This window comes from Pseudoalteromonas sp. MelDa3 (assembly GCF_002863625.1).
Taxonomy (GTDB): Bacteria; Pseudomonadota; Gammaproteobacteria; order Enterobacterales; family Alteromonadaceae; genus Pseudoalteromonas; species Pseudoalteromonas arctica.
In genome coordinates this window covers 1-25,016 of record NZ_PJBR01000037.1, presented here as the reverse complement: position 1 = coordinate 25,016, position 25,016 = coordinate 1, and the positions used below count along the sequence as shown (strand labels likewise).

At 40.8% G+C, this 25,016-nt stretch carries 23 protein-coding genes; 18 read left to right on the top strand and 5 right to left on the bottom strand.

The genetic code is table 11. From position 1 onward, the window contains the following. Positions 1–4 precede the first annotated feature (4 nt). On the bottom strand, positions 5–343 hold the full coding sequence (locus CXF89_RS09495) for a hypothetical protein (RefSeq protein ID WP_007582901.1): 339 nt from the start codon (positions 341–343) through the stop codon (positions 5–7). Positions 344–840: 497 nt separating this feature from the next. On the opposite strand from CXF89_RS09495, the gene mraZ reads away from it, so the two are divergent. The 16 genes from mraZ (at position 841) to lpxC (ending at position 18,575) form a co-directional block, all read left to right on the top strand. Beyond that, on the top strand, positions 841–1,299 hold the full coding sequence (mraZ, locus tag CXF89_RS09490; RefSeq protein ID WP_121954457.1) for a division/cell wall cluster transcriptional repressor MraZ: 459 nt from the start codon (positions 841–843) through the stop codon (positions 1,297–1,299). A 28-nt stretch (positions 1,300–1,327) separates the two neighbouring features. After that, positions 1,328–2,266 carry a 16S rRNA (cytosine(1402)-N(4))-methyltransferase RsmH gene (gene rsmH, locus CXF89_RS09485; RefSeq protein WP_008167099.1) on the top strand — a complete coding sequence of 313 codons (939 nt, stop codon included), beginning with the start codon at positions 1,328–1,330 and terminating at the stop codon, positions 2,264–2,266. Continuing rightward, on the top strand, positions 2,263–2,589 hold the full coding sequence (gene ftsL / locus CXF89_RS09480) for a cell division protein FtsL (RefSeq protein ID WP_007582915.1): 327 nt from the start codon (positions 2,263–2,265) through the stop codon (positions 2,587–2,589). The genes rsmH and ftsL overlap by 4 nt, the downstream gene beginning before the upstream one ends. Beyond that, entirely contained in the window at positions 2,586–4,403 is a 1,818-nt protein-coding gene (locus CXF89_RS09475; protein ID WP_121954456.1) for a penicillin-binding transpeptidase domain-containing protein, read from the top strand. Before ftsL ends, CXF89_RS09475 begins: the two co-directional genes overlap by 4 nt. After that, on the top strand, positions 4,396–5,874 hold the full coding sequence (gene murE / locus CXF89_RS09470) for a UDP-N-acetylmuramoyl-L-alanyl-D-glutamate--2,6-diaminopimelate ligase (protein ID WP_121954455.1): 1,479 nt from the start codon (positions 4,396–4,398) through the stop codon (positions 5,872–5,874). Before CXF89_RS09475 ends, murE begins: the two co-directional genes overlap by 8 nt. Next, positions 5,871–7,253, top strand: coding sequence for a UDP-N-acetylmuramoyl-tripeptide--D-alanyl-D-alanine ligase (gene murF / locus CXF89_RS09465; protein ID WP_121954454.1), 1,383 nt, complete (start codon positions 5,871–5,873; stop codon positions 7,251–7,253). Before murE ends, murF begins: the two co-directional genes overlap by 4 nt. Continuing rightward, positions 7,253–8,335: a phospho-N-acetylmuramoyl-pentapeptide-transferase gene (gene mraY, locus CXF89_RS09460; RefSeq protein WP_121954453.1), complete on the top strand. Its 1,083-nt coding sequence runs from the start codon at positions 7,253–7,255 to the stop codon at positions 8,333–8,335. Before murF ends, mraY begins: the two co-directional genes overlap by 1 nt. Further along, positions 8,336–9,670: a UDP-N-acetylmuramoyl-L-alanine--D-glutamate ligase gene (gene murD, locus CXF89_RS09455; RefSeq protein ID WP_121954452.1), complete on the top strand. Its 1,335-nt coding sequence runs from the start codon at positions 8,336–8,338 to the stop codon at positions 9,668–9,670. Next, positions 9,667–10,842 carry a cell division protein FtsW gene (gene ftsW / locus CXF89_RS09450; RefSeq protein WP_007582927.1) on the top strand — a complete coding sequence of 392 codons (1,176 nt, stop codon included), beginning with the start codon at positions 9,667–9,669 and terminating at the stop codon, positions 10,840–10,842. The genes murD and ftsW overlap by 4 nt, the downstream gene beginning before the upstream one ends. Beyond that, positions 10,839–11,915 carry an undecaprenyldiphospho-muramoylpentapeptide beta-N-acetylglucosaminyltransferase gene (gene murG, locus CXF89_RS09445; protein ID WP_010554297.1) on the top strand — a complete coding sequence of 359 codons (1,077 nt, stop codon included), beginning with the start codon at positions 10,839–10,841 and terminating at the stop codon, positions 11,913–11,915. The genes ftsW and murG overlap by 4 nt, the downstream gene beginning before the upstream one ends. Beyond that, on the top strand, positions 11,916–13,367 hold the full coding sequence (murC, locus tag CXF89_RS09440; RefSeq protein ID WP_002957994.1) for a UDP-N-acetylmuramate--L-alanine ligase: 1,452 nt from the start codon (positions 11,916–11,918) through the stop codon (positions 13,365–13,367). It abuts the gene before it with no gap. After that, positions 13,364–14,284: a D-alanine--D-alanine ligase gene (locus CXF89_RS09435; protein ID WP_121954451.1), complete on the top strand. Its 921-nt coding sequence runs from the start codon at positions 13,364–13,366 to the stop codon at positions 14,282–14,284. Before murC ends, CXF89_RS09435 begins: the two co-directional genes overlap by 4 nt. A gap of 1 nt (position 14,285) precedes the next feature. Further along, positions 14,286–15,065 (top strand): cell division protein FtsQ/DivIB, encoded by a 780-nt coding sequence (locus CXF89_RS09430; protein ID WP_024590214.1) that lies wholly within the window; start codon positions 14,286–14,288, stop codon positions 15,063–15,065. Next, positions 15,062–16,294 carry a cell division protein FtsA gene (ftsA, locus tag CXF89_RS09425; RefSeq protein ID WP_007582937.1) on the top strand — a complete coding sequence of 411 codons (1,233 nt, stop codon included), beginning with the start codon at positions 15,062–15,064 and terminating at the stop codon, positions 16,292–16,294. The genes CXF89_RS09430 and ftsA overlap by 4 nt, the downstream gene beginning before the upstream one ends. Positions 16,295–16,315: 21 nt before the next feature. Next, the gene (gene ftsZ, locus CXF89_RS09420) at positions 16,316–17,557 is read left to right on the top strand and encodes a cell division protein FtsZ (RefSeq protein WP_121954450.1); all 1,242 of its coding nucleotides are present in this window, start codon (positions 16,316–16,318) and stop codon (positions 17,555–17,557) included. A gap of 106 nt (positions 17,558–17,663) precedes the next feature. Further along, positions 17,664–18,575, top strand: coding sequence for a UDP-3-O-acyl-N-acetylglucosamine deacetylase (gene lpxC, locus CXF89_RS09415; protein ID WP_007582940.1), 912 nt, complete (start codon positions 17,664–17,666; stop codon positions 18,573–18,575). A 94-nt stretch (positions 18,576–18,669) separates the two neighbouring features. On the opposite strand, the gene yjjG is transcribed toward lpxC, so the two are convergent. The 3 genes from yjjG to CXF89_RS09400 form a co-directional block, all read right to left on the bottom strand. Next, positions 18,670–19,344 (bottom strand): pyrimidine 5'-nucleotidase, encoded by a 675-nt coding sequence (gene yjjG / locus CXF89_RS09410; RefSeq protein ID WP_010554302.1) that lies wholly within the window; start codon positions 19,342–19,344, stop codon positions 18,670–18,672. A gap of 13 nt (positions 19,345–19,357) precedes the next feature. Further along, positions 19,358–19,903, bottom strand: coding sequence for an inosine/xanthosine triphosphatase (yjjX, locus tag CXF89_RS09405; protein WP_121954449.1), 546 nt, complete (start codon positions 19,901–19,903; stop codon positions 19,358–19,360). 66 nt (positions 19,904–19,969) lie between these two features. Next, on the bottom strand, positions 19,970–20,869 hold the full coding sequence (locus CXF89_RS09400) for a phosphoribulokinase (RefSeq protein ID WP_007579904.1): 900 nt from the start codon (positions 20,867–20,869) through the stop codon (positions 19,970–19,972). A 157-nt stretch (positions 20,870–21,026) separates the two neighbouring features. On the opposite strand from CXF89_RS09400, the gene CXF89_RS09395 reads away from it, so the two are divergent. Together CXF89_RS09395 and CXF89_RS09390 are read left to right on the top strand one after the other, a co-directional pair. Further along, positions 21,027–21,902, top strand: a complete 876-nt coding sequence (locus tag CXF89_RS09395; protein ID WP_121954448.1) for a hypothetical protein — start codon at positions 21,027–21,029, stop codon at positions 21,900–21,902. Positions 21,903–21,977: 75 nt separating this feature from the next. Further along, positions 21,978–22,343 carry a hypothetical protein gene (locus CXF89_RS09390; protein WP_007579906.1) on the top strand — a complete coding sequence of 122 codons (366 nt, stop codon included), beginning with the start codon at positions 21,978–21,980 and terminating at the stop codon, positions 22,341–22,343. Positions 22,344–22,437: 94 nt separating this feature from the next. Here the strand turns inward: CXF89_RS09390 and CXF89_RS09385 are convergent, their stop codons facing one another. Continuing rightward, positions 22,438–25,011: a M1 family metallopeptidase gene (locus tag CXF89_RS09385; protein WP_121954463.1), complete on the bottom strand. Its 2,574-nt coding sequence runs from the start codon at positions 25,009–25,011 to the stop codon at positions 22,438–22,440. Between the last annotated feature and the right edge of the window lie 5 nt (positions 25,012–25,016).

Genomic DNA, 25,016 nt, shown 5'->3' with positions numbered 1-25,016 from the left:
CTGATTACTTACGACGAAATAGTGATGTAATCAGCATACCCGCAGCAAAAGCAATACCCGCGGTTGCTAATGGATTTTCAGAAGCAAATGCACGGGTTTTAGCTGTACATTCACTTAATTTTTCACGTGCAATAAGTTGTTTTTCGCTTAATGCATCTGCTGAGCTAGAAGCTCCTTTACGCACACTGCTTTCAGCTGTTGCAGCTTTGCTAGAAAGTGCATCTACAGCATCGTGCGCCGCTGATGTTGCTTTCTCTGTAAGAGGAGACTCAGTATTTGTTAGTTTAACGTCAGGCTTAACATCTGAAGTTGTATTTGGTTTCGTATTCGTTGCAGTAGCCATAATCAATCCTTAATAAGTTAAAAAATTTAAATAGTGATTTAAATGATGCAATGATTAAACCAAAACTGTTATTTATTTTAACTTATTGAGTTTATTGGTTTTTATTGTTTGTATATAACTTTTCATATTTGGTAATTTAAAGCAAACAGTAACTATTACTACACGGTTAGGTAAATTTTACAAAGGGAGTAAAAATGCTTAAAAAGTTGTAAATATTCATTGGTTATTCAGTAAGCAAAGCGTGTAAACAGGAAGTTATAAAAAACAGAATAGATATTTTTTTCATCACAATCCCACTTTTTCCCACGTAATTCAAATGCTTCGCTTGAGCCCTTATTTTTTCTAGCTTTGGGACTTACTAAAGCTGGTCAGCTTACTTGACAAAATGGCTTGTCAAGCCCTAAACTGGAGCACTGTGGTAAAAAGTGGTTTTTAGTGGATCACACTGGATAAAAATAAACAAAAGTTGAATAAAACAATTTTAAAGTAGGTTTTTTATGTTTCGTGGCGCGAGTTCACTGAGTTTGGATGATAAGGGGCGTTTTGCGGTACCGACTAAGTACCGAGAATCTCTATTGTCTGAAGATCAGGGAACGGTTATTTGTACCGTCGCATTAAATGAGCCGTGTTTATGGTTGTATCCGCTGGCTGAGTGGCTCGAAATAGAAGGCCGTTTAGCTAAAATCTCCAATATGAACCCACGAGCCCGTCGAATGCAGCGTATGTTGCTCGGGAATGCTACTGAATATCAACTTGATAAAAATGGTCGAATTTTGCTTGCGCCGTCACTGCGGGCTCATGCATCACTTGGCAAAAAAATCATGCTAGTTGGTTTGATGAATAAATTTGAAATTTGGGATGAGGCGCGTTGGCACGAGCAAATGCAGCAAGATACTGAGCTTGAAAGGCTTGGCGATTTTGAACCTAACCAAGATTTAGATAATTTTACACTCTAACAGCACAAAAAAAGGCAAATAATAGCTAATGACAGCGCAATTTGAACACGTATCCGTATTAATGGACGAAACCATCGATGCCCTCGCAATTAAGCCAGACGGTATATACATGGATGGTACGTTTGGACGTGGCGGCCACTCTGGACAAATTTTAGCACGCCTAGGTGATGAAGGTCGCCTGCAAGCAATTGACCAAGATCCACAAGCGATACAATCAGCCGAAAAATTTGCTGATGATCCACGTTTTGCGATTGCACATACTCGTTTTTCAAATTTATACGAAGTAGCAGAGCAGAACGATCTAATTGGTAAAGTGGATGGCATTTTATTAGACATTGGTGTCTCGTCGCCACAACTGGATGACGCTGCGCGTGGTTTTAGTTTCATGAAAGATGGGCCACTTGATATGCGCATGGACCCAACAACAGGTCGCAGTGCTGCGCAGTGGTTAGCAGAAGCTGAATTAGATGATATTACCCACGTAATAAAAAAACTGGGCGAAGAAAAGTTTGGTAAACGCATTGCACACAAAGTACTCGAAGTTCGTGAGCACACGCCAATCACAACAACCAAGCAACTTGCTGACCTTGTTGATGAAGCAGTACCGGTAAAAGATAAGTTTAAGCACCCTGCAACACGTACTTTTCAGGCGATTCGTATTTATATCAATAGCGAGCTTGAAGAGATTCAAACAGCGCTACAGTCTGCAGTTAAAGTGCTAAAGCCAGGCGGACGTTTAGTGGTGATTTCGTTTCACTCACTAGAGGATCGTATTGTAAAACAGTTTATTAGAAAACAGAGTAGGGGAGAAGTGTTACCCAGAGGTCTGCCTTTAACTGACGCACAAATAAATAAAAATTTGACGTTAAAAGCAGTGGGTAAGGCTATTAAGCCAAGTACTGTTGAAGTAGAACGTAATCCACGTTCTCGTAGTTCTGTACTTAGGATTGCACAGAGGTTGGGATGAGTAAAAAAGCGAGCTATCGGCAACCTAATTTATTCTTTGAAATATTAAAAGGCCTAGGAGCTAACAAGCTAACCTCGGCCTTGTTGGTTGTGATATTCGCTTCTAGTTTAGCTGTTGTGCAAACAACACACTTAGCTCGTGGCCAACTTATAAAGCAAGACCAATTATTACAAGAACGTGATGAACTCGATTTAGAGTGGCGCTACTTACTTGTTGAGGAAGAATTTTATTCGCAACATGCACGCATTGAAGAAGTCGCCATATCACAATTAAAAATGAAACGACCTACGAGTCAAGATGAGCAGGTAATAATAGTACAATGAGAAATAGAGGCAAAAAACCAGTCACTAATTTAATCACATGGCGCTTTATGCTGGTGTGTACAGTTGTGTTTATGGTGTTTGTAACACTCGTATCTCGCGCCGCTTATCTGCAAGTGATAGAACCTGATAAAGCACGTTCAGAAAGTGATAAACGTACAGTACGCGTTGAAAAGCTCCATGTACAACGCGGAATGATTTTTGACCGTAACGGTAAAGAGTTAGCGGTAAGTGTGCCTGTGGTAAGTGTATATGCAGATCCTAAAGCATTACATAAATCACTTGTCTCCAAAGTGACCAAACAAGCGCATAAAAACGGTGAAGACCATTTATCATTAGCAGAAAACACTGCTGAACTTGATAAACGTACTGCACTTTATTATAAAAATGACTTACGCTGGCGTGAGCTTGCAGATGTACTGCGTATTGATCCTAAAAAGATTAATTCTCGCCTTTTAAACGATCCTTCACGTCGTTTTGTGTATTTAAAGCGCCAAGTTACCCCTGCTGTAGCAAATTATATTGGCGATTTACGCCTGCCTGGTATCCATTTACTAGATGAATCTAAACGTTACTACCCCGCAGGTGAAGTTACCGCGCATGTTATTGGTTTTACCAATATCGATGGCAAAGGCATTGAAGGTATTGAAAAACTATACGAAAACGCTTTAACGGGCGAGGAAGGCCGCCGTACCATTCGTAAAGACGCACAAGGGCGTGAGGTAGAAGTACTTGACGAGCGTGAACGTGTAGAGCCAGAAAGTATAGAACTAAGTATTGATCAACGAATTCAAGCCATTGCGTACAAGGCCGTAAAATCAGCTGTACTGACTTATAAAGCCACATCGGGCTCAGCTATGGTAGTTGATGTTAAAACCGGTGAAGTACTGGCAATGGTAAATAGCCCTTCATTTAATCCAAATAACTTAAGCGATGCTGCACCTCATAAACGTCGTAACCGCGCAATTACAGATTTGTTTGAACCAGGCTCAACTGTTAAGCCTCTAGCCATTTTGGCTGGGCTAGACTACGGCGCCATTCAGGCAGATGACACGATTGATACCTACCCAGGTTGGATGCGTTTAGGTGGTAGTTTAGTTAGAGATACTCGTAATCACGGCGAACTAACACTGCGCGAAATACTAAAGTACTCCTCAAACATGGGAGTTGCGAAGGTTACTCAGTTAGTGCCTAAAGATTACCTTGTTGGCTTATACCAAAAAGTAGGGTTTGGCAGTGACACTGGAACAGGCATGGTCGGTGAAAGCAGCGGTTTGTTTTATCCAAATCGTCGTTGGTCTGACTTTGAAATTGCCACTTTATCATTTGGTTATGCAATTTCGGTAAGTACTGCGCAAATGGCGCGCTTTTATACCATGTTAGGCGCTGGTGGAGTTAACCGACCTCTGACTATTTTAAAGCAAGATAATATACCTGAAGGCGAACGTATTTTTAAACAAAAAGACGTAGAAGCCGTAGTCCACATGATGGAAAGTGTATTTGAAAAAGACGGTACTGCTCGCAACATAAAAGTTGATGGGTATCGTGCTGCTGGTAAAACAGGTACATCTAAAAAAGCCGTAGCAGGTGGTTATGGTGATGAATATGTAGGTTACTTTGCAGGTGTAGCACCGGCAAGTAATCCTCGTTTAGCCGTGGTAGTTATGATTAATGAACCAGGTGGTGATGTGTACTATGGAGGTGCCACCGCTGGCCCTGCATTTGCAGAAATCATCTCTAACGCATTAAGAATATTAAACGTAGCGCCTGACAAGGAAGAGGTTGCGTACGTACAAGGTAAAGATAACGATGCGTGATTTAAAGGATATTTTAAAATACATCGAAATAGATGCGCCCTCGCAACTGGTAAAACATTTACGCCTTGATAGCCGTGAAGTAACGCCAGGTGATGTATTTGTTGCTATTAAAGGCCATGCACTTGATGGCGGTCAATTTATTAATAAAGCAATTGAAAATGGCGCAACAGCTATTATTGCTGACAGATTATGTGAATTTGAAACAAGTTTTGAGCCACTATATTTAGTTTCGGAGCTTGATAAAAAGCTTCCAGAATTAGCAAGTCGCTTTTATAGCCAGCCAAGTCAGGCTCTTGATTTAATTGGTGTGACAGGTACAAACGGTAAATCGACAACCACAGCAATGATTGCCCACTTAGCGCAATTTTGCAGTACTGATTCGGCTATTATTGGCACTTTAGGTTATGGTCATCCTGATAACTTAATTCCACTGATTAATACCACACCTTCAACGGTTGATTTACAGCATATTTTGAGCGATTTAAATTCGCAGCATAAAAAGCTGGTAGCCATGGAAGTGTCATCTCATGGATTAGTGCAGCAGCGTGTTGCTAAATGCGCGTTTAAAGCGGCTGTGTTTACTAATCTTTCGCGCGATCACTTAGATTACCATGGTGATATGGCAAGTTACGGTGATGCGAAACTAATGCTTTTCCGTGATTTTGAGCCGCAAGTTGTAGTGCTTAATCAAGATGATTCTCAAGCTGAGCAATGGCTTGAAAAGTATGATTTCAATAACTTAATTTGTTATGGCCGCAAAAACTTAGCCCCTAAGAATGCTCAGTACGTTTATTTTTCTGATGTTGAATATTCAAGTGAAGGTATTTCGGCGCAGTTATCGACTAGTTGGGGTGATATATCGATTAAATCCCCTCTGTTTGGCGAATTTAATTTATATAACTTAACGGCCGCGATCGCTACATTACTAGGACTTGGTTATCCGCTTGAGCAATTAGTTTCAGGTTGTGCGCAGTTACAGCCAGTAGCTGGGCGAATGCAAGCATTTAGCCAAGCAGACATGCCGACGTGTGTTGTTGATTACGCCCATACACCCGATGCACTTGCACTTGCATTACAAGCATTGCAGCTGCATGTGCCAGGTGGTGTAAGTTGTGTATTTGGTTGCGGTGGTGACAGAGACAAAGGAAAGCGTGCATTGATGGCGCAAGCTGCAGAGCAAAACGCTAATAAAGTTATTATTACCAGTGATAACCCTCGCTCAGAAAACCCTGATGACATTATTGCAGATGTAGCTGGCGGTTTAACCCATCCTCAAAATGCACATTTAGAGGCTGATAGAGCAAATGCAATTCGTTTTGCTATAGAAAACGCTACAGCTGATGAGGTTATTTTGATTGCAGGTAAAGGCCACGAAGATTATCAAATTATAGGCGATAAGCGAATCGACTTTTGCGATCGCCGATATGTACAAGAACAACTAAAAAAAGCAGTAAGAGGGATAACACAATGATCCCAATGGATTTTGATTGGTTAGCTAATGTGCTAACAACCGATTATCAAGGTGATAATCAACACGTGCTTAATATAAATACTGATACTCGTACAGTGTGCGATGGCGAAGTGTTTTTAGCACTGAAAGGGCCAAATTTTGATGGGCATAAATTTATAGCTGAGGCTAAACAAAAAGGCGCTATTGGCGTTATTGTTCAGCACAAAGTTGATGTAGATATTCCACAATTTATAGTAAGCGATACACGTATTGCACTAGGTGCAATTGGCACCGCTGTTATGGCCCAAGTGGCGCCTAAAACAATTGCAATTACAGGTAGTGTAGGCAAAACCACCGTAAAAGAAATGTGTGCGGCAATTTTGTCGGTTCACGGTGATGTATTAGCTACTAAAGGTAATTTTAATAACGATATTGGCGTCCCACTTACGTTATTGCGCTTAGAGCCTCAACATCGTTTTGCGGTTATTGAACTAGGTGCAAATCACTTAGGTGAAATTGCTTACACTACTGCAATGACAAAACCAGATGTAGCCGTTGTATGTAATGTTGCAGCAGCCCACTTAGAAGGTTTTGGTAGTTTAATGGGCGTCGCAAAAGCTAAAGGTGAGATTTTTGATGGCCTTAAAGATGATGGCGTTGCGATTGTTAACTGCGATAGTGAATTTAGCCAATATTGGTTAGATAAGCTTGAAGGGCGTAATGTTAAACGTTTTTCTACAACTGAAAAACTAGATATTTGGGCAGAGAACATCACGCTTGATGCCAATGCGCGTGCAAGCTTTACGCTTTGCACTAAAAACAAGCAAGTACCTGTTACTTTGGCACTTCCGGGTAAGCACAATATTAGTAATGCACTTATCGCTGCTGCACTGACCAGTGAATTTAATGTAACCCTTGAAGAAATAGCCAATGCACTTGCCACAATGGGGGATGTAAAAGGGCGCGTTAATTTAATTGAAGTGTCTGATTTACTCACCGTGGTTGATGATACCTATAATGCCAATGTTAAGTCTGTAAAGGCTGCGATTGACTTGTTAAGTGATATGCAAGGTCATCGCATTTTAGCGCTTGGAGACATGGGTGAGCTTGGTGAAGATGCACGTAAGTACCATCAAGAAGTTGGCGAGTATGCACTTGAGCAAGGTATTGATGAGTTATTTACATTAGGTGTATTAAGTAAATACGCAAGTGATGTGTTTGAACTCCCTAATCGCCACTTTTCGAGCCGCGAACAGATGCAGCAAAAAATTCAAGAAAGTATTAATAAAGTGAATACTAAAACAACAATAGTAGTGAAAGGATCGCGTAGTTCTCGCATGGAATTATTAGTAACCGATTTAGTTAATGGCCAGCAACAAGCCATCAATGGAGTATCATAATGTTAGTTTGGCTGGCAGAGTATTTAACACAGTATTTTAGTGGTTTTCATGTTTTTTCGTATTTAACGCTACGTGCCATTTTAGGTATTTTAACTGCGCTAATTATGTCTCTTTATTTAGGACCTAAGTTAATTCGTGGTTTGCAACGTATGCAAATAGGCCAAACAGTTCGAGACGACGGTCCGCAATCGCATTTATCTAAGTCGGGTACGCCGACTATGGGCGGCTTACTTATTTTAGCGGCCATTTTTACCAGCACGCTACTTTGGGCCGATTTATCAAATAAATACGTATGGGCAACACTGTTTGTAATTGGCTCTTTAGGTATTGTTGGCTTTGTTGATGATTACCGTAAAGTTATTCGTAAAGATCCAAAAGGCTTAATTGCTAAGTGGAAGTACTTTTGGCAGTCGGTCATTGCATTAGTTGTAGCTACTGGTTTGTATTTTACCAGTGCACAAGCATCTGAAACATCACTTGTTGTTCCATTTTTTAAAGACGTGTTACCGCAATTAGGTTTGTTTTATATCGTGCTTACGTATTTTGCCATAGTAGGTACATCAAACGCGGTAAACCTGACCGATGGTTTAGATGGCTTGGCGATTGTGCCAATTATTTTAGTGGCTTCAGCACTGGCAATTATTGCTTACTTAACAGGTAATATTAACTTTTCGGCTTACTTACATATTCCACATTTACCGCTGGCGAGTGAGCTTGTGGTTGTATGTACTGCCATCGTGGGCGCAGGGCTTGGCTTTTTATGGTTTAACACTTACCCAGCACAAGTATTTATGGGCGATGTTGGCTCATTAGCACTTGGTGGCGCATTAGGTATTATTGCTGTTTTAGTACGCCAAGAGTTACTGCTTATTATTATGGGCGGTGTATTTGTAATGGAAGCGCTATCGGTAATATTACAAGTGGGGTCGTATAAATTACGCGGACAACGCATTTTTAGAATGGCGCCAATTCATCATCATTACGAATTAAAAGGTTGGCCAGAGCCTCGCGTTATTGTGCGCTTTTGGATTATTTCTGTTGTGCTAGTGCTTGCTGGCTTAGCTACTTTAAAGATTCGATAAATGCAGTATTTAAACGAGATAAAAAACAAACAAATAACAGTGCTCGGACTCGGTGTAACCGGTCTGGGCATTGTGCGTTTTCTATTATCTCATGGCCTTGCCCCCAAGGTCGTTGATAGCCGATCAACCCCGCCGGGGATTGATTGGTTAAAAGAGCACGCGGCAACTCTAGATACCCATTTTGGTAATTTGGATGACGCAGAGCTTTGTTCAAGCGATATGATTATTATAAGCCCTGGGCTTAGCTTAAAAATACCAGCTGTTGCAGATGCAATTAACGCAGGTGTTGAAGTGATTGGTGACGTTGAGTTATTTGCACGCATTAATACAAAACCAGTCGTTGCGGTAACGGGCTCTAACGGTAAGTCAACCGTGGTTACGCTCGCTTATGAAGTGTTAAAAGAAGCCGGCTATAAAGTTGCTTTGGGTGGGAATATTGGCACAGCGGTACTTGATTTACTCAATGATGATTTTGATGTGTATGTGCTTGAGTTATCGAGTTTTCAGTTAGATACCACAACGAGTTTAAAACCAGTAAGTGCAACGGTATTAAATGTGTCTGAAGATCATCTTGACCGCTACGACAGTTACCAAGCTTATATAGACTCAAAGCTAAGTATTTATAATTTCGCAGAGCTTATTGTTGTCAATGCAGACGATAGTCAAACACATCCAGTTGAGCGCGGTACGGCTCCTCTAATTAGCTTTGGTGCTCAACAAGGTGATTACCATTTAGCCCAGCACAATGGCAAAACTCACTTTATGGTTAAAGGCGATGCCTTTTTACCTGTTGATACGCTTGCGGTAGTGGGTAAGCACAATTATTTAAATACGCTTGCAGTAATGGCGCTCTTAAGTCCGTTTGAAGTAAGCAAAGAGCAGTATAAAAACGCATTAGGTCAATTTAATGGATTGGCTCATCGTTGCCAATTTATAGCTGAGCTTAACGGTGTAAAGTATTTTAACGATTCAAAGGCTACCAATGTTGGAGCAACTATAGCTGCAATAGATAGTTTAGCTAGTGACGGTGAAAATCTGGTTGTTATTGCTGGTGGCGATGCCAAAGGCGCTGATTTAAATGCGCTTAAACCCTACATAGAACAGCATGTAAAAGCATTAATTTGTTTTGGTAAAGATGCAAGTGACTTAGCTGCGATTACCAATAAGAGTTATTTAACTAACAATATGGAAGAAGCCGTTACTTTGGCCAAAGTACTTAGTAGTACAGGCAATATTGTTTTATTAGCCCCCGCATGTGCCAGCATTGATATGTATAACAATTATATGCAACGCGGTGATGACTTTGTTCAGTGTGTTATGGCAGGGGCGTTATGATTGCTTTTGCCGATATAAGAGACGCATTAACACCTAAGCCTTCGGCGCAGTTATACGATGTACCGCTATTGTACTGCGTAATAATGCTCATTGGTGTTGGTTTTATCATGGTGACCAGCGCATCAATGCCTACCGCAGAGCGGTTATTTGATGACCCGTACCATATTACCATTCGCCACAGCATGTTTTTGGCAATGGCTTTTGTGCTTTTTTGGATAAGCGTTTGTGTGCCAATGGAGTGGTGGAAACGATCAAACCCTTATCTATTAATACTAGGCATGGTGCTATTAATAGCGGTATTGATTATTGGGCGTGAAGTAAACGGCGCTAAACGATGGATACCTATTGGACCTGTTGGTTTTCAGGTGGCTGAGGCCGCTAAGTTGTACTTTTTTAGTTATATTGCGGGTTATTTGGTAAGAAAACGCGAAGAAGTACAAGAAAACATTAAAGGCTTTGCAAAGCCAATAGCTGTATTTGCAGTGTATGCGCTGCTTATTTTGCTGCAACCTGATTTAGGCACAGTGGTTGTTATGTTTGTAACAACGGTTGGTTTACTGTTTTTAGCTGGCGCTAAATTATGGCAGTTCTTTGTACTTATTCTAACTGGCGTCGGTTTGGTTGTATTACTGATTATTGTTGAACCATATCGAATGGCACGTGTTGTTGGCTTTTTAGACCCTTGGGATGATCCTTTTGGTAAGGGTTACCAATTGGTTCAATCGCTAATGGCTTATAGCCAAGGTGGTTGGTTTGGTCAAGGCTTAGGTAACAGTGTACAAAAACTACAATATTTACCTGAAGCGCATAACGATTTTATTTTTGCCGTTATAGGTGAAGAACTTGGCTTAATAGGCGTTGTAAGTATTTTAACGGTATTAGCTACTTTAGTATTTAGAGCCTTATTAATAGGTCAACAAGCGCTTAAATGCGGCAAGGAATACGAAGGCTACTTTTCATTTGCCATTGGTATTTGGTTTGCATTTCAAACCATGGTGAATGTAGGTGCGAGCGCGGGTATTTTACCGACGAAGGGTTTAACCCTGCCGTTTATTTCTTATGGCGGCTCAAGCTTATTAATTATGACGATTGCCACGGGTATTTTATTACGCGTAGATTTTGAAACCAAAATGGCAACCAAACAAGCCACCTCACGCGGAGGTAAGCGATGAGTAAAAAATTAGTAGTAGTGGCTGGTGGAACTGGCGGACACATTTTTCCCGGTATTGCAGTAGCCGATTATTTAAAACAGCAGGGTTGGCAAGTTAGCTGGATCGGCACACCAGATCGAATGGAAGCGAGCGTTGTACCTAAGCACAATATAGATATTGATTTTATTAACGTTAAAGGTGTTCGTGGTAACGGATTAAAGCGTCTTATTAAAGCCCCATTCATGGTAATTAATGCAGTATTGCAGGCGCGTAAGGTATTGAAAGAACAGCGTCCTGATGTAGTACTTGCAATGGGCGGTTATGTTACGGGGCCAACGGGAATTGCCGCAAAAAGTTTAGGTATCCCGCTGGTTATTCACGAGCAAAACGCTGTAGCGGGTATGAGCAATAAACTGCTAGCTAAGGTGGCTACACGAGTATTAGCTGCATTTCCAAGTGCTTTTGCACAGGGTCAAGCCGAGCTAGTAGGTAACCCAGTTCGCCAAAGCGTTATGAATATAGCCAAACGCGATGTATCAAGCCCTATTAATATTTTAGTAGTGGGCGGCTCGCTTGGTGCACAAGTGCTTAATCAAACATTACCAGAAGCATTTAAAGTACTAAATAATACAGCTCCAATAAGTGTATGGCATCAAACAGGTAAGGGTCATTTAACTACCGTAGAAGCCGCTTATAAAATGCATGCTTTTACAGGCAGTAATGCAAAAATAGCTGAATTTATTGATGATATGGACGCAGCGTATAGCTGGGCCGACATTGTTGTTTGCCGTGCTGGTGCGTTAACTGTTAGCGAAATTGCAGCGGCAGGTAAAATGGCCGTTTTTGTTCCGTTTCCACATGCCGTGGATGACCATCAAACAGCGAACGCACAATATTTAGTGATGGCTAATGGCGCATTATTAATGCCACAAGGGCAGTTTAATAAACAATCAATTGTTGAACTATTAAGCCCGTATTTAGCCCAACCTTCATTAATTACTGAAATGGCTACAAATGCAAAAAAACAAGCCATTTTAGATGCCACAGCAAGCGTAGCAACGCACTGTGAGCAAGTAACAAATAAGAGAAAATAAGTGAAAGAAACGTCAGTACAAGAAAAACACACACGCCCTGCAATGCGCCGAATAGAAACCATTCACTTTATTGGTATTGGTGGAGCAGGTATGGGCGGTATTGCTGAAGTACTCGCTTTTGAAGGCTACCGTATTACAGGTTCTGACATCGCCCATAGCGCTATGACAGATCGTTTAATTAAAGCCGGTGCAGAAGTATTTATAGGCCATCATGAAAATAACGTGAAAGATGCCAATGTAGTCGTTGTTTCAAGTGCGATTGATGAAACAAATCCTGAAATTATTGCAGCTAAAGCCGCAAGAGTTCCTGTTGTTCGCCGCGCAGAAATGTTGGCTGAATTAATGCGTTTTCGCCACGGTATAGCAATTGCGGGTACGCATGGTAAAACAACGACAACAAGCTTAATTGCGAGTATTTATGGACAAGCAGGGCTTGATCCAACCTTTATTATTGGTGGCTTGTTAAATAGCGCAGGTAGTAACGCAAAAGTAGGCAAAAGTGATTTTTTAATTGCAGAAGCTGATGAAAGCGACGCGTCGTTTTTACACTTACAGCCAATGGTATCGGTGATCACAAATATTGAAGAAGATCACATGGATACTTATGGCGGCAGTCTTGAAAAAATGAAAGACACGTACGTAGATTTCATCCATAACTTGCCGTTTTATGGTTTAGCTGTTGTATGTATTGATTCTGAAGTTGCTGCTGAACTTATCCCGCGTTTTGGTCGCCCAGTTATCACGTATGGCGAATCGAAGGATGCTGATTACCGCATGAGCGACTTTAGCCAATCAGCTAATACATGCACATTTACAGTAACTAACAAACAAGGTGAGTGTTTAACTGCCACGTTGAATATGCCAGGTAGACACAACGCACTTAATGCAACCGCTGCGATTGCTGTGGCAAAAGATCAAAATATTGCGAATCATGCAATTTTAGAAGCGCTGCAGAAGTTTGAAGGTATTGGTCGTCGTTTTCAACACTATGGTGAATTTGAAAACGAGCGTGGCAATGTGATGTTAGTTGATGATTACGGGCATCATCCTTCAGAAGTTGCAGCAACAATTGCAGCAGTACGTGAAGGTTGGCCTGATAAGCGTTTAGTAATGGTATATCAACCTCATAGGTTTTCTCGCACACGCGACTTATACGAAGATTTTGTAAAAGTACTTGCTGATGTAGATCAGTTGCTACTGCTTGATGTGTATAGCGCTGGTGAAGATCCTATTGTGGGCGCAGACAGCAAAAGCTTATGCCGTAGCCTTCGTCAACGTGGCAAAGAGCCGCTGCATGTAGCAACAAATGCAGAGCTTGCAGGCGTTTTGGCCGCAAATTTACAAAATAATGATTTAGTATTAACCCAAGGCGCTGGTAATATAGGTCAGTTAGTTAAAACATTAGCTGCGACGGGTATGTCGATAGAAAAACTTAAGCAAGGTGAAGTATGACTCAGGTAAACACACAATTTGGTAAAGTAGCGGTACTGCTAGGTGGTAACTCAGCAGAACGTGAAGTGTCTTTACGATCGGGTCAGGCTGTTTTAAATGCGCTGCAAAATAGTGGCATTGATGCAATTGCATTTGACCCGCAAAGTCGTTCTTTGTGGGAGTTAAAAGAATTAAATGTAGAGCGCGTTTTTATTGCTTTGCATGGTCGTGGTGGCGAAGACGGAACTGTACAAGGTGCGCTTGAATTTATGAACCTGCCTTACACGGGCAGTAATGTACTGGGTTCAGCACTTGCTATGGATAAAGTACGTTGTAAGCACTTATTTAAATCAGCGGGTTTAAGTACTGCACCTTATACCGTAGTTGACGCTAAAAAAGGCTTTGATGCTGCAGCTATTATGGATGAGTTTAAAAAGGTAATGGTTAAGCCATCGCACGAAGGCTCAAGCATAGGTATGGCGCAAGCAAGTACAGCACAAGAACTTGAATACGCACTAGCTAATGCATTTAAATTTGATAATCAAGTACTTGTAGAGCAGTGGATCACGGGACGTGAATTCACAGTTACAGTGCTTGGCGATGAAGTACAACCAGTCATCGAGATGACGACACCAAATGGTTTTTACGATTACCAAGCTAAGTATCAATCAAATACAACGCAGTATCATTGCCCTGCAGATTTATCAGAGCAAGATACTAAGTACTTACAAGCTATATCGCTAGATGCATTTGATTTAGTGGGCGCAAGTGGTTGGGGCCGTGTTGATGCGATGCAAGACGAGCAAGGTAATTTTTACCTGCTTGAAGTAAATACAGTACCAGGCATGACTGAAAAGTCGTTAGTGCCGATGGCGGCAAAAGCGAATGGGGCAACTTTTGAACAATTAGTTGTTCGCATTTTAGAGCAAACGCTTTAATATGCATCCCCTTTTAGAAAAAGCTCAGGAAATCAAACTGAAACTTAATTGGTCTCTGATTTTTGGTGTGAGCTTTTTTCTGATAGTTGTAATTGGCTTAGTGCAAATTACAACAGGTGTATCGGATTGGTTAGTTGAAAACAAAGATGCTCAAATTAAGCACCTTACAGTGCAAGGGCAGCCTAAATACACAGATGAAACGGCAATTATAAAAGCGATTAAAAAAGCCGATTTAAGTAGTTTTTTTGAACTTGATGTTAAGCATGTGCAGCAGCTAGTTCAAGACTTACCCTGGGTTGCTACCGCTTCGGTGCGTAAACAATGGCCTGATACTATACAAGTATATGTTGTTGAACATGAAGTAGTAGCACATTGGAATAGCGACTTATTGCTCAACCAAAGTGGTCAAGCATTTCAAGCCAGCAGCGATAAGTTAGATCATGACTTACCGCAGTTATACGGCCCAGAAGGCAGCGAAGAAGAAGCGTGGATTGCTTTTAAGCAATTTGATGAAATGCTAAAAGTTAACGGCTTAACGTTAACAAGTTTGGCATTGTCGGAGCGTTTTTCGTGGCAACTATGGCTAGATAACGGAATACGTTTAAATTTAGGACGTAAAGATAAAGCCAAGCGTGTACAACGTTTTATAGACGTTTATCCACGAATGGAACAACGTGCAGATGCACAAGTAGATACAATAGATTTACGGTATGATACCGGCCTTGCAGTCAGCTTTAAGCCAGTGCAAGAAGAACAATTACAAAATAAGAGTAAGGCATGACTAAGTCAGCAGAAAGAAACCTAGTAATAGGGTTAGACGTTGGCACCTCGAAAGTGGTTGCCACGGTAGGTGAAATCACCGCAGATAACAAGCTCAGCATTGTTGGTGTGGGCAGCCAAGTATCTCATGGTATGGATAAAGGCGGCGTTAACGATTTAAACTTAGTGTCTGAGTCTATTCGCCGAGCAATAGACGAAGCCGAGTTAATGGCTGATTGTCGTATTAGCTCTGTGTATTTGGGTATTTCTGGCAAACATATACAGTGTCAAAATGAAAGTGGCGTGGTGGCAATTAATAACACTGAAGTCACTGACGAAGACATTGAAAATGTAATTCATATTGCGCGTTCTGTGCCTATTTCGGCAGAACGTAAAATGCTGCATGCATTGCCGCAAGAATACAGTATCGACATGCAAGAGGGCATTAAAAACCCACTTGGTATGAGTGGTGTTCGTATGGAAGCGCGTGCACACATTATTACGTGCTCAAACGATATGGCAAAAAATATCGAGAAATGCGTTGAGCGCTGTGGTCTTGAAGTCGATCAACTTATCTTTACTGCATTAGCGTCATGTTATTCTGTACTAACAGATGACGAAAAAGAGCTAGGTGTTGCAGTACTTGATATTGGTGGCGGCACTATGGATATCACCATTTATATTAATGGCGCACTTCGTCACTCTGCGGTTATTCCAGTGGCGGGTAACCAAGTTACTGGTGATATTGCAAAAATATTTCGCACACCTATATCACATGCCGAGTCACTCAAAGTACAATACGCATGTGCTAGTAGCCAAATGGCAAGTAGCGAAGACACAATTGAAGTACCAAGTGTAGGCGGACGACCAGCAAGGTTAATGTCGCGCCATACATTATCTGAGGTGGTAGAGCCTCGTTTTAGAGAATTATTTGAGCTTGCGATGGAAGAAATTCGTCGTTCAGGCTTAGAAGACCAAATTGCGGCAGGTCTCGTTATTACAGGCGGAACTGCTAAAATGACTGGCGCGATGGAAGTGGCAGAAGACATCTTCCAAATGCCAGTAAGAATAGGCAAGCCAATCGGGATGGTTGGTTTGACAGACTATGTAGATGATCCTTCGTACGCAACCGCTGTTGGTTTGTTACAATACGGGCGTACCATGCAATCGATGAATGCACAAAAGTCGAAAGCAGAGGATAACAATAATTGGTGGAACCGCATTACTAAATGGTTCCAAGGCGAGTTTTAAGACTCAAGTCGGAGAGTAAACATGTTTGATATAATGGAACAACACAGCGAAGAAGCTGTAATAAAAGTAATCGGCGTGGGCGGTGGTGGCGGTAACGCTGTTGAGCACATGGTTAAACAACAAATAGAAGGCGTGCGTTTTATAGCCGCCAATACGGATGCGCAAGCATTACGTAACTCTGCTGCCGATATTACAGTTCAGCTAGGCACGCAAATAACCTCTGGGTTGGGTGCGGGCGCAAACCCTGAAGTAGGCCGTAAGTCGGCTGAAGAAGATGCAGATACAATTCGTGCCAGCCTTGAAGGCGCCGATATGGTATTTATTGCAGCCGGTATGGGCGGTGGTACAGGTACTGGTGCAGCACCGGTAGTTGCTAAAATTGCTAAAGAACTCGGTATTTTAACCGTTGCAGTTGTAACACGTCCTTTTGATTTTGAAGGTAAAAAACGTGCAGCAGCCGCTGAACAAGGCATTAACGAATTGTCAGAAATTGTAGATTCACTTATTACAATTCCGAACAATAAATTGCTTAAAGTTTTAGGAAAAGGGACTACACTTCTAGATGCCTTCGCTAAAGCTAATGACGTATTATTTGGTGCGGTACAAGGTATAGCAGAGCTAATTACACGTTCTGGTTTAATTAACGTGGATTTCGCCGATGTTAGAACTGTAATGTCTGCAATGGGTACTGCAATGATGGGAACGGCGTCTGCGTCAGGTCCTGATCGTGCACAAGAAGCAGCAGAAGCCGCTATCTCAAGCCCACTACTAGAAGACGTTGATTTAACAGGTGCTAAAGGTATCTTAGTTAATATCACCGCAGGTATGGACATTGCGATTGAAGAATTTGAAATTGTTGGTAATCACGTTAAAGCACTTGCGTCAGAAAACGCAACGGTTGTTGTTGGTGCGGTAATCGACCCAGAAATGACTGATGAGCTACGTGTGACGGTTGTTGCAACTGGCTTAGGCGGCGATCGTCGTCCACAGTTTGGTATTGTTGATAACGGCTTTAAAAAAGCATCAGGTTCTGATGTTGCAAGCACATCAAACCAAACGAGCAGTATGTACGTACCAAGCTTTGCAAGCCAAGATACAAACACTGAAGAAAACACTGCTAAAACGCAAAGCAAAGAAAAAGCGCCTACAACTAGTTCAAGCAGTGCATCGAGCTCTTCAGCACAAAACAGTAAAAAAGCGGATAAATCAGAAGGTGGTGATTATTTTGATATCCCCGCTTTTTTACGTAAGCAGGCTGATTAACATTTAATAATACTTTTGTTTGAAATATGTACAAATATTGAAAGGCAAAAGGATTTATGTTAAAATCCGCCATATAACTGTAACTGATTTAAAAGTGAGCATACCTATGATTAAACAGCGTACGATTGCAGAAGTAGTCAAAGCCATAGGAATTGGACTTCATAAAGGTGAGAAGGTCACAATAACTCTCCGACCTGCGAGCGCAAATACTGGGATTGTATTTCGTCGTGTCGACCTTGATCCGGTTGTTGATTTTGAAACAACACCTGAAGCCGTTGGTGATACGCAGTTGTGTACCTGTTTAATTAACAAAGATGGTGTTCGCTTATCGACTACTGAGCATCTTATTGCAGCCGTTGCTGCAATGGGAATTGATAATCTAATTGTAGAATTAGACAGCTCAGAAGTGCCGATTATGGATGGTAGTGCATTACCATTCATATATCTGTTACAAAAAGGCGGAATTGAAGAGCAAAACGTTGCTAAACGCTTTATCCGTATTAAAGAAAAAGTACGCATTGAAGAAGGTGATAAGTGGGCTGAAGTTGAACCATATGATGGTTTTCATATCGACTTTGAGATTGCATTTAACCACCCAGCTATCAATGAAAGTCGCCAACGTATTGGGTTGGATATAACAACGCAAAGCTTTATTGAAGAAATTAGCCGTGCGCGTACTTTTGGATTTATGAAAGATATTGAATACATGCATGCAAACAACCTAGCGCTAGGTGGTAGCATGGATAGTGCTGTGGTACTTGATGAGTTCAAAGTTTTAAATCCTAACGGTTTACGTTATAGCGACGAGTTTGTTAAGCACAAGATATTAGACTGTGTTGGTGACATGTTTATGACAGGCCATAACCTTTTAGGTAAAGTAACTGCATTTAAATCGGGTCATGATTTAAATAATAAATTACTTCGTAAAATTATGGCTACAGAGTCAGCATGGGAGTGGGCAACATTTGAAACGCCTGTGACGATGCCTGCACCCGGTCTTGAGTTAGCTCCAGCCTAAAAGCAGTAAAAGAGCAGCTCGAAAAACAGTTATAAAAAATGACGCTAATTAGCGTCATTTTTTTTTGCGTGAAATTTAATAGCTCTATACTTTATTATAACTCCAAAAGAGCTTGTAACTGATTTAAACTAGCTACGGTATAGGTTGGCTTTATTCCGTCGGCTAATTGCTCACCAGGGTGCTGTAACCAGCAAGTATCAATACCAGCATTGTTGCCGCCAAGTATGTCACTTGCAGCAGTATCACCCACCATAAGTATCTCGCTTTTATCTGGGTTACCCATTAGCTCAAATGTGTGCTCGAAAATCGCTTTATTCGGTTTTGCTATACCTACAAGTTCAGATATAACTAACCATTCAAACATATCTTTTAAGCCAGTATGCTCAAGGCGTACGGTTTGTAAACGGGCAAATCCGTTAGTAATAATACCTAATCTAGCATTTGGCTTAAGTTTATTTAAAAGCTCAATAGCACCAGGTAATGGCTCGCAAATTTGCGCCATAGAATCTAAAAAAGCATCGTTTAGCTCTTTTGCTGGCACATTAAGTTTTGAAGCCCACTCATTAAAGCGTGTTACTTGTAAGTAATCTGCGCTAATAGTGCCATTTTGATAATCAACCCACAGCTGCTTATTGGTTTTTTGATAATGAATATAATCGTCTTGGCTAAAATCTACGTTGTAAGCTTTAAACATGCGAGTCATGCCCGCTAAAATATCAAACCTAAATAAGGTTTCGTCTGCATCAAACAATACATAGTTGTACTTCATTAAACTTCCTAAATTAATTTGTTTGGCCGTATAGCTCAGGGTGTAAAAAAGGCGCCATAGCTAAAGTGAGTGCTTGTGTATAGGTACTTTCGCGCGTGGCATGATTGTTGGTAAGTAGACCAATAGCGCCACCTTTTTGTTTAACGTTGGTGGTATTAAATGCTTTGTCCATTACATCGCCAAGTTCTTCACCTTTAAGTAATGCATTATAAAGTACTTGGGGTAGAGGAAGGTTGCTGCTACGCCCTACAACTTGATTTAAGGCATTATCAATAACAACGTAAGCAAAGGTTGCTGCACCATAGCTAAATTGCTCTGCACCGCCTTCCATTGCAACGTAATAGTGAGCTTGGTGGTGCTCTTTACAATAATTAACACGGTTTTGCGCGCCAATACGTGTTTCGTCTTCGCCAATAGGCTGATCGGGCACGTCAGAGGGAGCATTCACACCTTCACAGTCAATGATACATTCTGGAAAATACATAGTAAAAATATGTTTAGCGGCATTTATTTTTACAGGATTTTTAGAACCGACAATAATTTTTAATTGTTGTGACATGCTGATCTCACCTTGAGCAAAATCAGCAGTGTACGTGAGTTAGCTTTAACAAAAAAGAGTCGGTAATCAAATAGGTAAATCGAGTGGTGCTAGGTTTTCCAGTGCACGCTTTTTCAAAATAATATCTTTAATTAATGGGGTAAGCACAAGCTCCATAGCCAAGCCCATTTTGCCGCCTGGTACTACAAGCGTATTAATACGAGACATAAAACTGCCTTCGATCATGCGTAAATAATAAGGAAAATCAACATCATCAATACCCCTAAAGCGAATAACTACAAAGCTTTCATCAAGAGATGGAATATCTTTGGCGCTAAATGGGTTTGATGTATCAACAGTAGGCACTCGTTGAAAATTAATATGGGTACGAGAAAACTGCGGGGTAATATGATTTATATAGTCATCCATACTGCGCACAATAGAGCCCATAACCGCTTCGCGAGAATGGCCTCGTTCGGATGTATCGCGTATTAATTTTTGAATCCACTCAAGGTTAATAATTGGAACCATGCCTATTAATAAATCGACATGCTTTGCAACGTCTACATCTTGATCAACTACGCCGCCGTGTAACCCTTCATAAAACAATATATCAGTATTACTATCAAGGTCTTGCCAAGGAGTAAATGTACCCGGTAATTGATTATATGGGACGGCTTCATCAAAGGTGTGTAAGTATCGGCGTAACTTACCTTGGCCTGTTTCACTATAGTTTTCAAACAACGCTTCTAAAGCACCAAAGTCATTTGCTTCTCGGCCAAAGTAACTAATGTGTTTATTTTCTTGTTGTGCTTCACGTACTTTTTTATCCATTTCAGGGCGAGTGTAACGATGAAAGCTATCTCCTTCGATAAAAGCCGCTTCAATATTAAGGCTACGGAAAATATGTTTAATTGCATTGGTTGTGGTGGTTGTACCCGCACCAGACGAACCCGTAATCGCAATAATAGGATTTTTAGCTGACATGTTAATTCTCTTTTTTAGGACCAGGTTTTATAACCAGACTAAACTTAACATTATTTTAAGCCGTTTGGGTATCTTAAGAGTTGACTGACTTTGCTCAAGTGACGTCATCAGCAAATAACGTTATCATGAGGTGCTTAAAATTAAAACGAGAGAAAGCATGAAACTTATTAAACCATTACTTGGGATATTTTCTATAGCAGCGCTTAGCCCAATTATGGCGCAGGCTAGCATGCCAAAAAGCCAAGTATTACTTGCTGATTTAAATACGCCTTATGGGGTACAAGTTAATATAGTGAGTGATAAAAACAGTTATAACAACCAACCGCACTTAACAAGTATAGGTTTATACTTTACTCATGAGGTGACTGCAGGTGAGCAAAGCCAAACCGATATTGCTTATTACGATTTAACATCAAAAAAAGTTATTAATATCAGTAACTCTCCCGTAAGCGAATATTCACCAACGGTTATGCCAAGTGGTGATGCAGTATCAGCGATTGTTGTAGAGGCAGATGGTAAGCAAAAACTGTGGCAATACCCACTCAAAAGCGAAGATGCGCCAAGTCGTATTTTTGATTGGATTGAACCTGTTGGGTACCATGCATGGGGTGTTCAAAATGATTTAGTAATGTTTATTTTAGGTGAACCTCATACTCTTCAATATACTTCTGTTGCACAAGCGAAGGGGAAAATAGCTGCCAGTAATATTGGCCGAACGCTTATTTATAACAACTCTACGGCTGCATTTTTATTTAGTTACACTAAAAACGAGCAACATATTTTAGCGAGTTTTAATCCACAGGATAAACAAGTTGAAGACCTACTAAGGTTACCTGCTCAAGTTCAAGATTTTATTTTGAAAGATGATGAAACTATCGCTTATGCTATTAAAAACCGCGTTTATCAGCGTAAACTTGATGGAAGTGATGAAGTATCGCAATGGCTTAATTTAAGCACCTACTGCGAAACAAATATAACAAGAATGAGTTACAACAATGAAAAACTCGCTTTTGTATGTGATATAACGCAGTAAAGCAGACAAATAAATTCAGATTTTATTGTGTGTATGCGTTAATCTAATACGCAAATTAACTAATAGGGATTACACGTGGCTTATAGTGCAGACGAGCTGACAGAACAGCTCATTAAATTACAGTGTAGAAGTAATTTTAAGATTAAAAATATTGCAGAGTACATGTTAGTAAACTCTAAAGAAGCATTTTATACCCACAGCGAAAGCGGCAAGGGTAAAATAGTAATTCGCCCAGCATTTGAGGTGTTTAGCGATGACTTTAGTGATATTGATGGCGTAACTCGTGCGCAAGGCTACTTTCATAGCAGCGAGATGACACGCTTTCCTACACGTATTTTTAAAAGTGCTCAGCCTATTCACTACGGTGTGGCATTTAAAATAAACTCTGAGCAAGCAGCAAAAGACTTTATAGCCAAGCTAACTATGATTATTGGTAACTAATAAAATACAAACGTAAACGTAAACATAAACGTAAAAAGCCGCTGAATTTATATTCAGCGGCTTTTGTGTTTTTATAGCTTAATAAACCTAAGGGTTACTTACTTTTTAAGAAACTATTAACCGATTCAAGTTCACGTGTTTTAAGCGCGATACAATCGTTTGTGCTTTCTTCAAGCTTACTTAATGTACGAGCGTAACCGGCTACATCGGCTACTTTTTCGTTAAAAAAGGTCTTTGTTTTAGCTAAGCTTTCTGCATTACAACTCGCCGTTGTAAAGTACGGCAAGTTAGGAATAAAGAAAGGCGGTAAGCTTGCTGTTACTTTATCGTAGTTACTGTAAACCCAGTCAATAAATAACGCTTGGCGCTCATCTGTATAACTTTGACCTGACAAAATAGTACGCATGTCAGAGGCAGTTACTTCATCCGTTAAGCTATAAGCTAATACCGCTTTTTGTAATTCAGGTTTACCAAAAAAGCCCATTGCAGCAAGCATGTTAGTGCGTACTTGTGGATCTTTCGTTGTTTTAAACGTTGTCATGAATTGATCAAGCAGCGCTTTGTCACCATGAAAAGCAGCAAGAGTTAAGTACGTACCCGCTAAGTAAGGATCTACTTTTTGTGGATCATTTAAATAAACTTGTGTTTTTTCTTTCGCTTTACTGATTACGTTTTGATCTTCACCATCAAAACCTAAGCGTGATACAACGGCCGCACGAAGTTGTGCAATAGCTCCGTCTTCTCCCGCTTTAGCTTCTAAACCATATTTCTTAGCTGCAGGCGTTACTGCACCGCGAATAAATTCAGGCCATAGGTCTTTATTGCTATCGTCTTTAAAAGTACGTTGTTGCGATACTAAGTAACCTAGCGCGGTATTTGCTACGCGAGGGTGGCTATCGCTTACGAACACTTCAAGTGTTTGCATTAACTTAGCAGCAGATATAACACCAGCGTCAAGTAGTGCATCAGTAGCCGATAACAACGCTAAGCGTTCACGGTCACTCAGTACGCTTGGCGCCTTTTTAACAAGTGCGCTAAATTGTGCGTCATCCATTACCCAGCGGTAGTAGCCTAGTGCACCCTGATCTGGATAAATCCATTCTGGCTCAAAGTCTAAGTCTAGCGTTTGGCTTTGTTTATTAAGTAATACATTTGCTGTTTTTACTTTATCGCCAGCACCATATTTAATTGCAACCGGTACATTCCATAACTGCTCTGGCGCATCAACGCCTGCATTTACAAAGCGGCTTTGTGAAATAGTTACTTTGTTACCTTGTTGAGTTACTTTTACTAGTGGGAAAGAAGACTGTTCAATAAACGATTTTAAAACACTCGCTACGTCTTTATTTGATGCTTTACCAAGTGCTTCCCACAAATCTGCCGCTTCAGCATTTTTATATGAAAACTCTTTTAAGTAGCTTTGAATACCTTTTTGGAATGCATCTTCGCCAATCCAGTTTTCAACCATAGCAAGTACTGAGCTGCCTTTACTGTAAGCAAGACCTAAACCGTCCATAATGTCGGCTTCGGTTTTAATTGGCTTACGAATAGGCTTGGTGCTTAGGCGTGCATCAAGTGCCATTACGTTGTTTTGTGGCAGGTCTAAGTGCGATTCAAACTCAGGGTTAAGCTGCTTAGTAATTTTTGCAGCCATCCAGCTAGCAAACGCTTCGTTTAACCATAAGTCGTTCCACCATTTCATGGTTACTAAGTTACCGTACCATTGGTGAGCAAGTTCGTGAGCAATAATTGATACATTACGTTGTTTTTTACTGCGTGTTGCGGCAGCTAAATCAACCAATAAAATATCTTCTCTGTAGGTCACTAAGCCTGAGTTTTCCATTGCGCCAAATGGAAACTCTGGTACCGCTACTGAGTCTAATTTTTTGTAAACGTAAGGGATACCAAAATACGCTTCAAGTGCGCCCAGTACTTTTGGCATATTTTCTTTTGCGTATTGGGCTAAGTGAATTTTACCTTGAGGGGTAATTACACGACCAGGAATTGGCATGCCTTTAATTTCTAATTCTTCAAACGGGCCAACAGCCATCGCTACTAGGTATGAAGGGATTGGCGGTGTCTTATCAAAAAAGTGTGTGGTCATATCGCCATTAACTGTTGTTTTTAACTCTGGCGTATTTGAATATACTTTTTGTGATGTAGGCGCGGTAATTGTTAGCTGAAATGGAATTTTGTAACTTGGCTCGTCAAAAACAGGAAATGCACGGCGTGCATCACTCATTTCAAATTGAGTAAATAAGTAAGGAGTGCCTTGGTCTAATGTTTTGTATAAACCAACACTTTGACGGTTATATGGCGCTGAAAAATCAACTTTAAGGGTGTATTTACCTGGTTGAATTTGCTCATCACAGCTAAATTTTACTTTACCTGTTTTAAGCATTTCATTGTTTAAATCACAGTTTTCATCACCAAGCAGTTGCGCCATTTTAACAGCGTAAGCTACGCCATTTAACTCAATGTATTTTGTTGGTTTTAGTACTTCTAGGGAAATCTCAGTCATCCCTGTGAATGTATCTTGGCTCGGGTCGAGTGTTAACGACACCTGTTGTGAACTTGGTTTTGCGAGTTTTTCAATAACGAATTCGTTAGCGTTTGCAGCACCCATTGCCAAAGCAACGCTCACTGTTAAGAGGCTTTTAAGAAACATAGTGA

Bases quoted from the DNA above. Each gene is read 5' to 3' on its own strand.
- ftsL (WP_007582915.1), top strand. From the start codon at position 2,263: ATGAGTAAAAAAGCGAGCTATCGGCAACCTAATTTATTCTTTGAAATA.
- CXF89_RS09435 (WP_121954451.1), top strand. From the start codon at position 13,364: ATGACTCAGGTAAACACACAATTTGGTAAAGTAGCGGTACTGCTAGGT.
- CXF89_RS09475 (WP_121954456.1), top strand. From the start codon at position 2,586: ATGAGAAATAGAGGCAAAAAACCAGTCACTAATTTAATCACATGGCGC.
- ftsA (WP_007582937.1), top strand. From the start codon at position 15,062: ATGACTAAGTCAGCAGAAAGAAACCTAGTAATAGGGTTAGACGTTGGC.
- rsmH (WP_008167099.1), top strand. From the start codon at position 1,328: ATGACAGCGCAATTTGAACACGTATCCGTATTAATGGACGAAACCATC.
- yjjX (WP_121954449.1), bottom strand. From the start codon at position 19,903: ATGTCACAACAATTAAAAATTATTGTCGGTTCTAAAAATCCTGTAAAA.
- murF (WP_121954454.1), top strand. From the start codon at position 5,871: ATGATCCCAATGGATTTTGATTGGTTAGCTAATGTGCTAACAACCGAT.
- mraZ (WP_121954457.1), top strand. From the start codon at position 841: ATGTTTCGTGGCGCGAGTTCACTGAGTTTGGATGATAAGGGGCGTTTT.
- murG (WP_010554297.1), top strand. From the start codon at position 10,839: ATGAGTAAAAAATTAGTAGTAGTGGCTGGTGGAACTGGCGGACACATT.
- yjjG (WP_010554302.1), bottom strand. From the start codon at position 19,344: ATGAAGTACAACTATGTATTGTTTGATGCAGACGAAACCTTATTTAGG.
- CXF89_RS09430 (WP_024590214.1), top strand. From the start codon at position 14,286: ATGCATCCCCTTTTAGAAAAAGCTCAGGAAATCAAACTGAAACTTAAT.
- mraY (WP_121954453.1), top strand. From the start codon at position 7,253: ATGTTAGTTTGGCTGGCAGAGTATTTAACACAGTATTTTAGTGGTTTT.
- murE (WP_121954455.1), top strand. From the start codon at position 4,396: ATGCGTGATTTAAAGGATATTTTAAAATACATCGAAATAGATGCGCCC.
- ftsZ (WP_121954450.1), top strand. From the start codon at position 16,316: ATGTTTGATATAATGGAACAACACAGCGAAGAAGCTGTAATAAAAGTA.
- CXF89_RS09400 (WP_007579904.1), bottom strand. From the start codon at position 20,869: ATGTCAGCTAAAAATCCTATTATTGCGATTACGGGTTCGTCTGGTGCG.
- CXF89_RS09495 (WP_007582901.1), bottom strand. From the start codon at position 343: ATGGCTACTGCAACGAATACGAAACCAAATACAACTTCAGATGTTAAG.
- ftsW (WP_007582927.1), top strand. From the start codon at position 9,667: ATGATTGCTTTTGCCGATATAAGAGACGCATTAACACCTAAGCCTTCG.
- CXF89_RS09385 (WP_121954463.1), bottom strand. From the start codon at position 25,011: ATGTTTCTTAAAAGCCTCTTAACAGTGAGCGTTGCTTTGGCAATGGGT.
- murD (WP_121954452.1), top strand. From the start codon at position 8,336: ATGCAGTATTTAAACGAGATAAAAAACAAACAAATAACAGTGCTCGGA.
- CXF89_RS09395 (WP_121954448.1), top strand. From the start codon at position 21,027: ATGAAACTTATTAAACCATTACTTGGGATATTTTCTATAGCAGCGCTT.
- lpxC (WP_007582940.1), top strand. From the start codon at position 17,664: ATGATTAAACAGCGTACGATTGCAGAAGTAGTCAAAGCCATAGGAATT.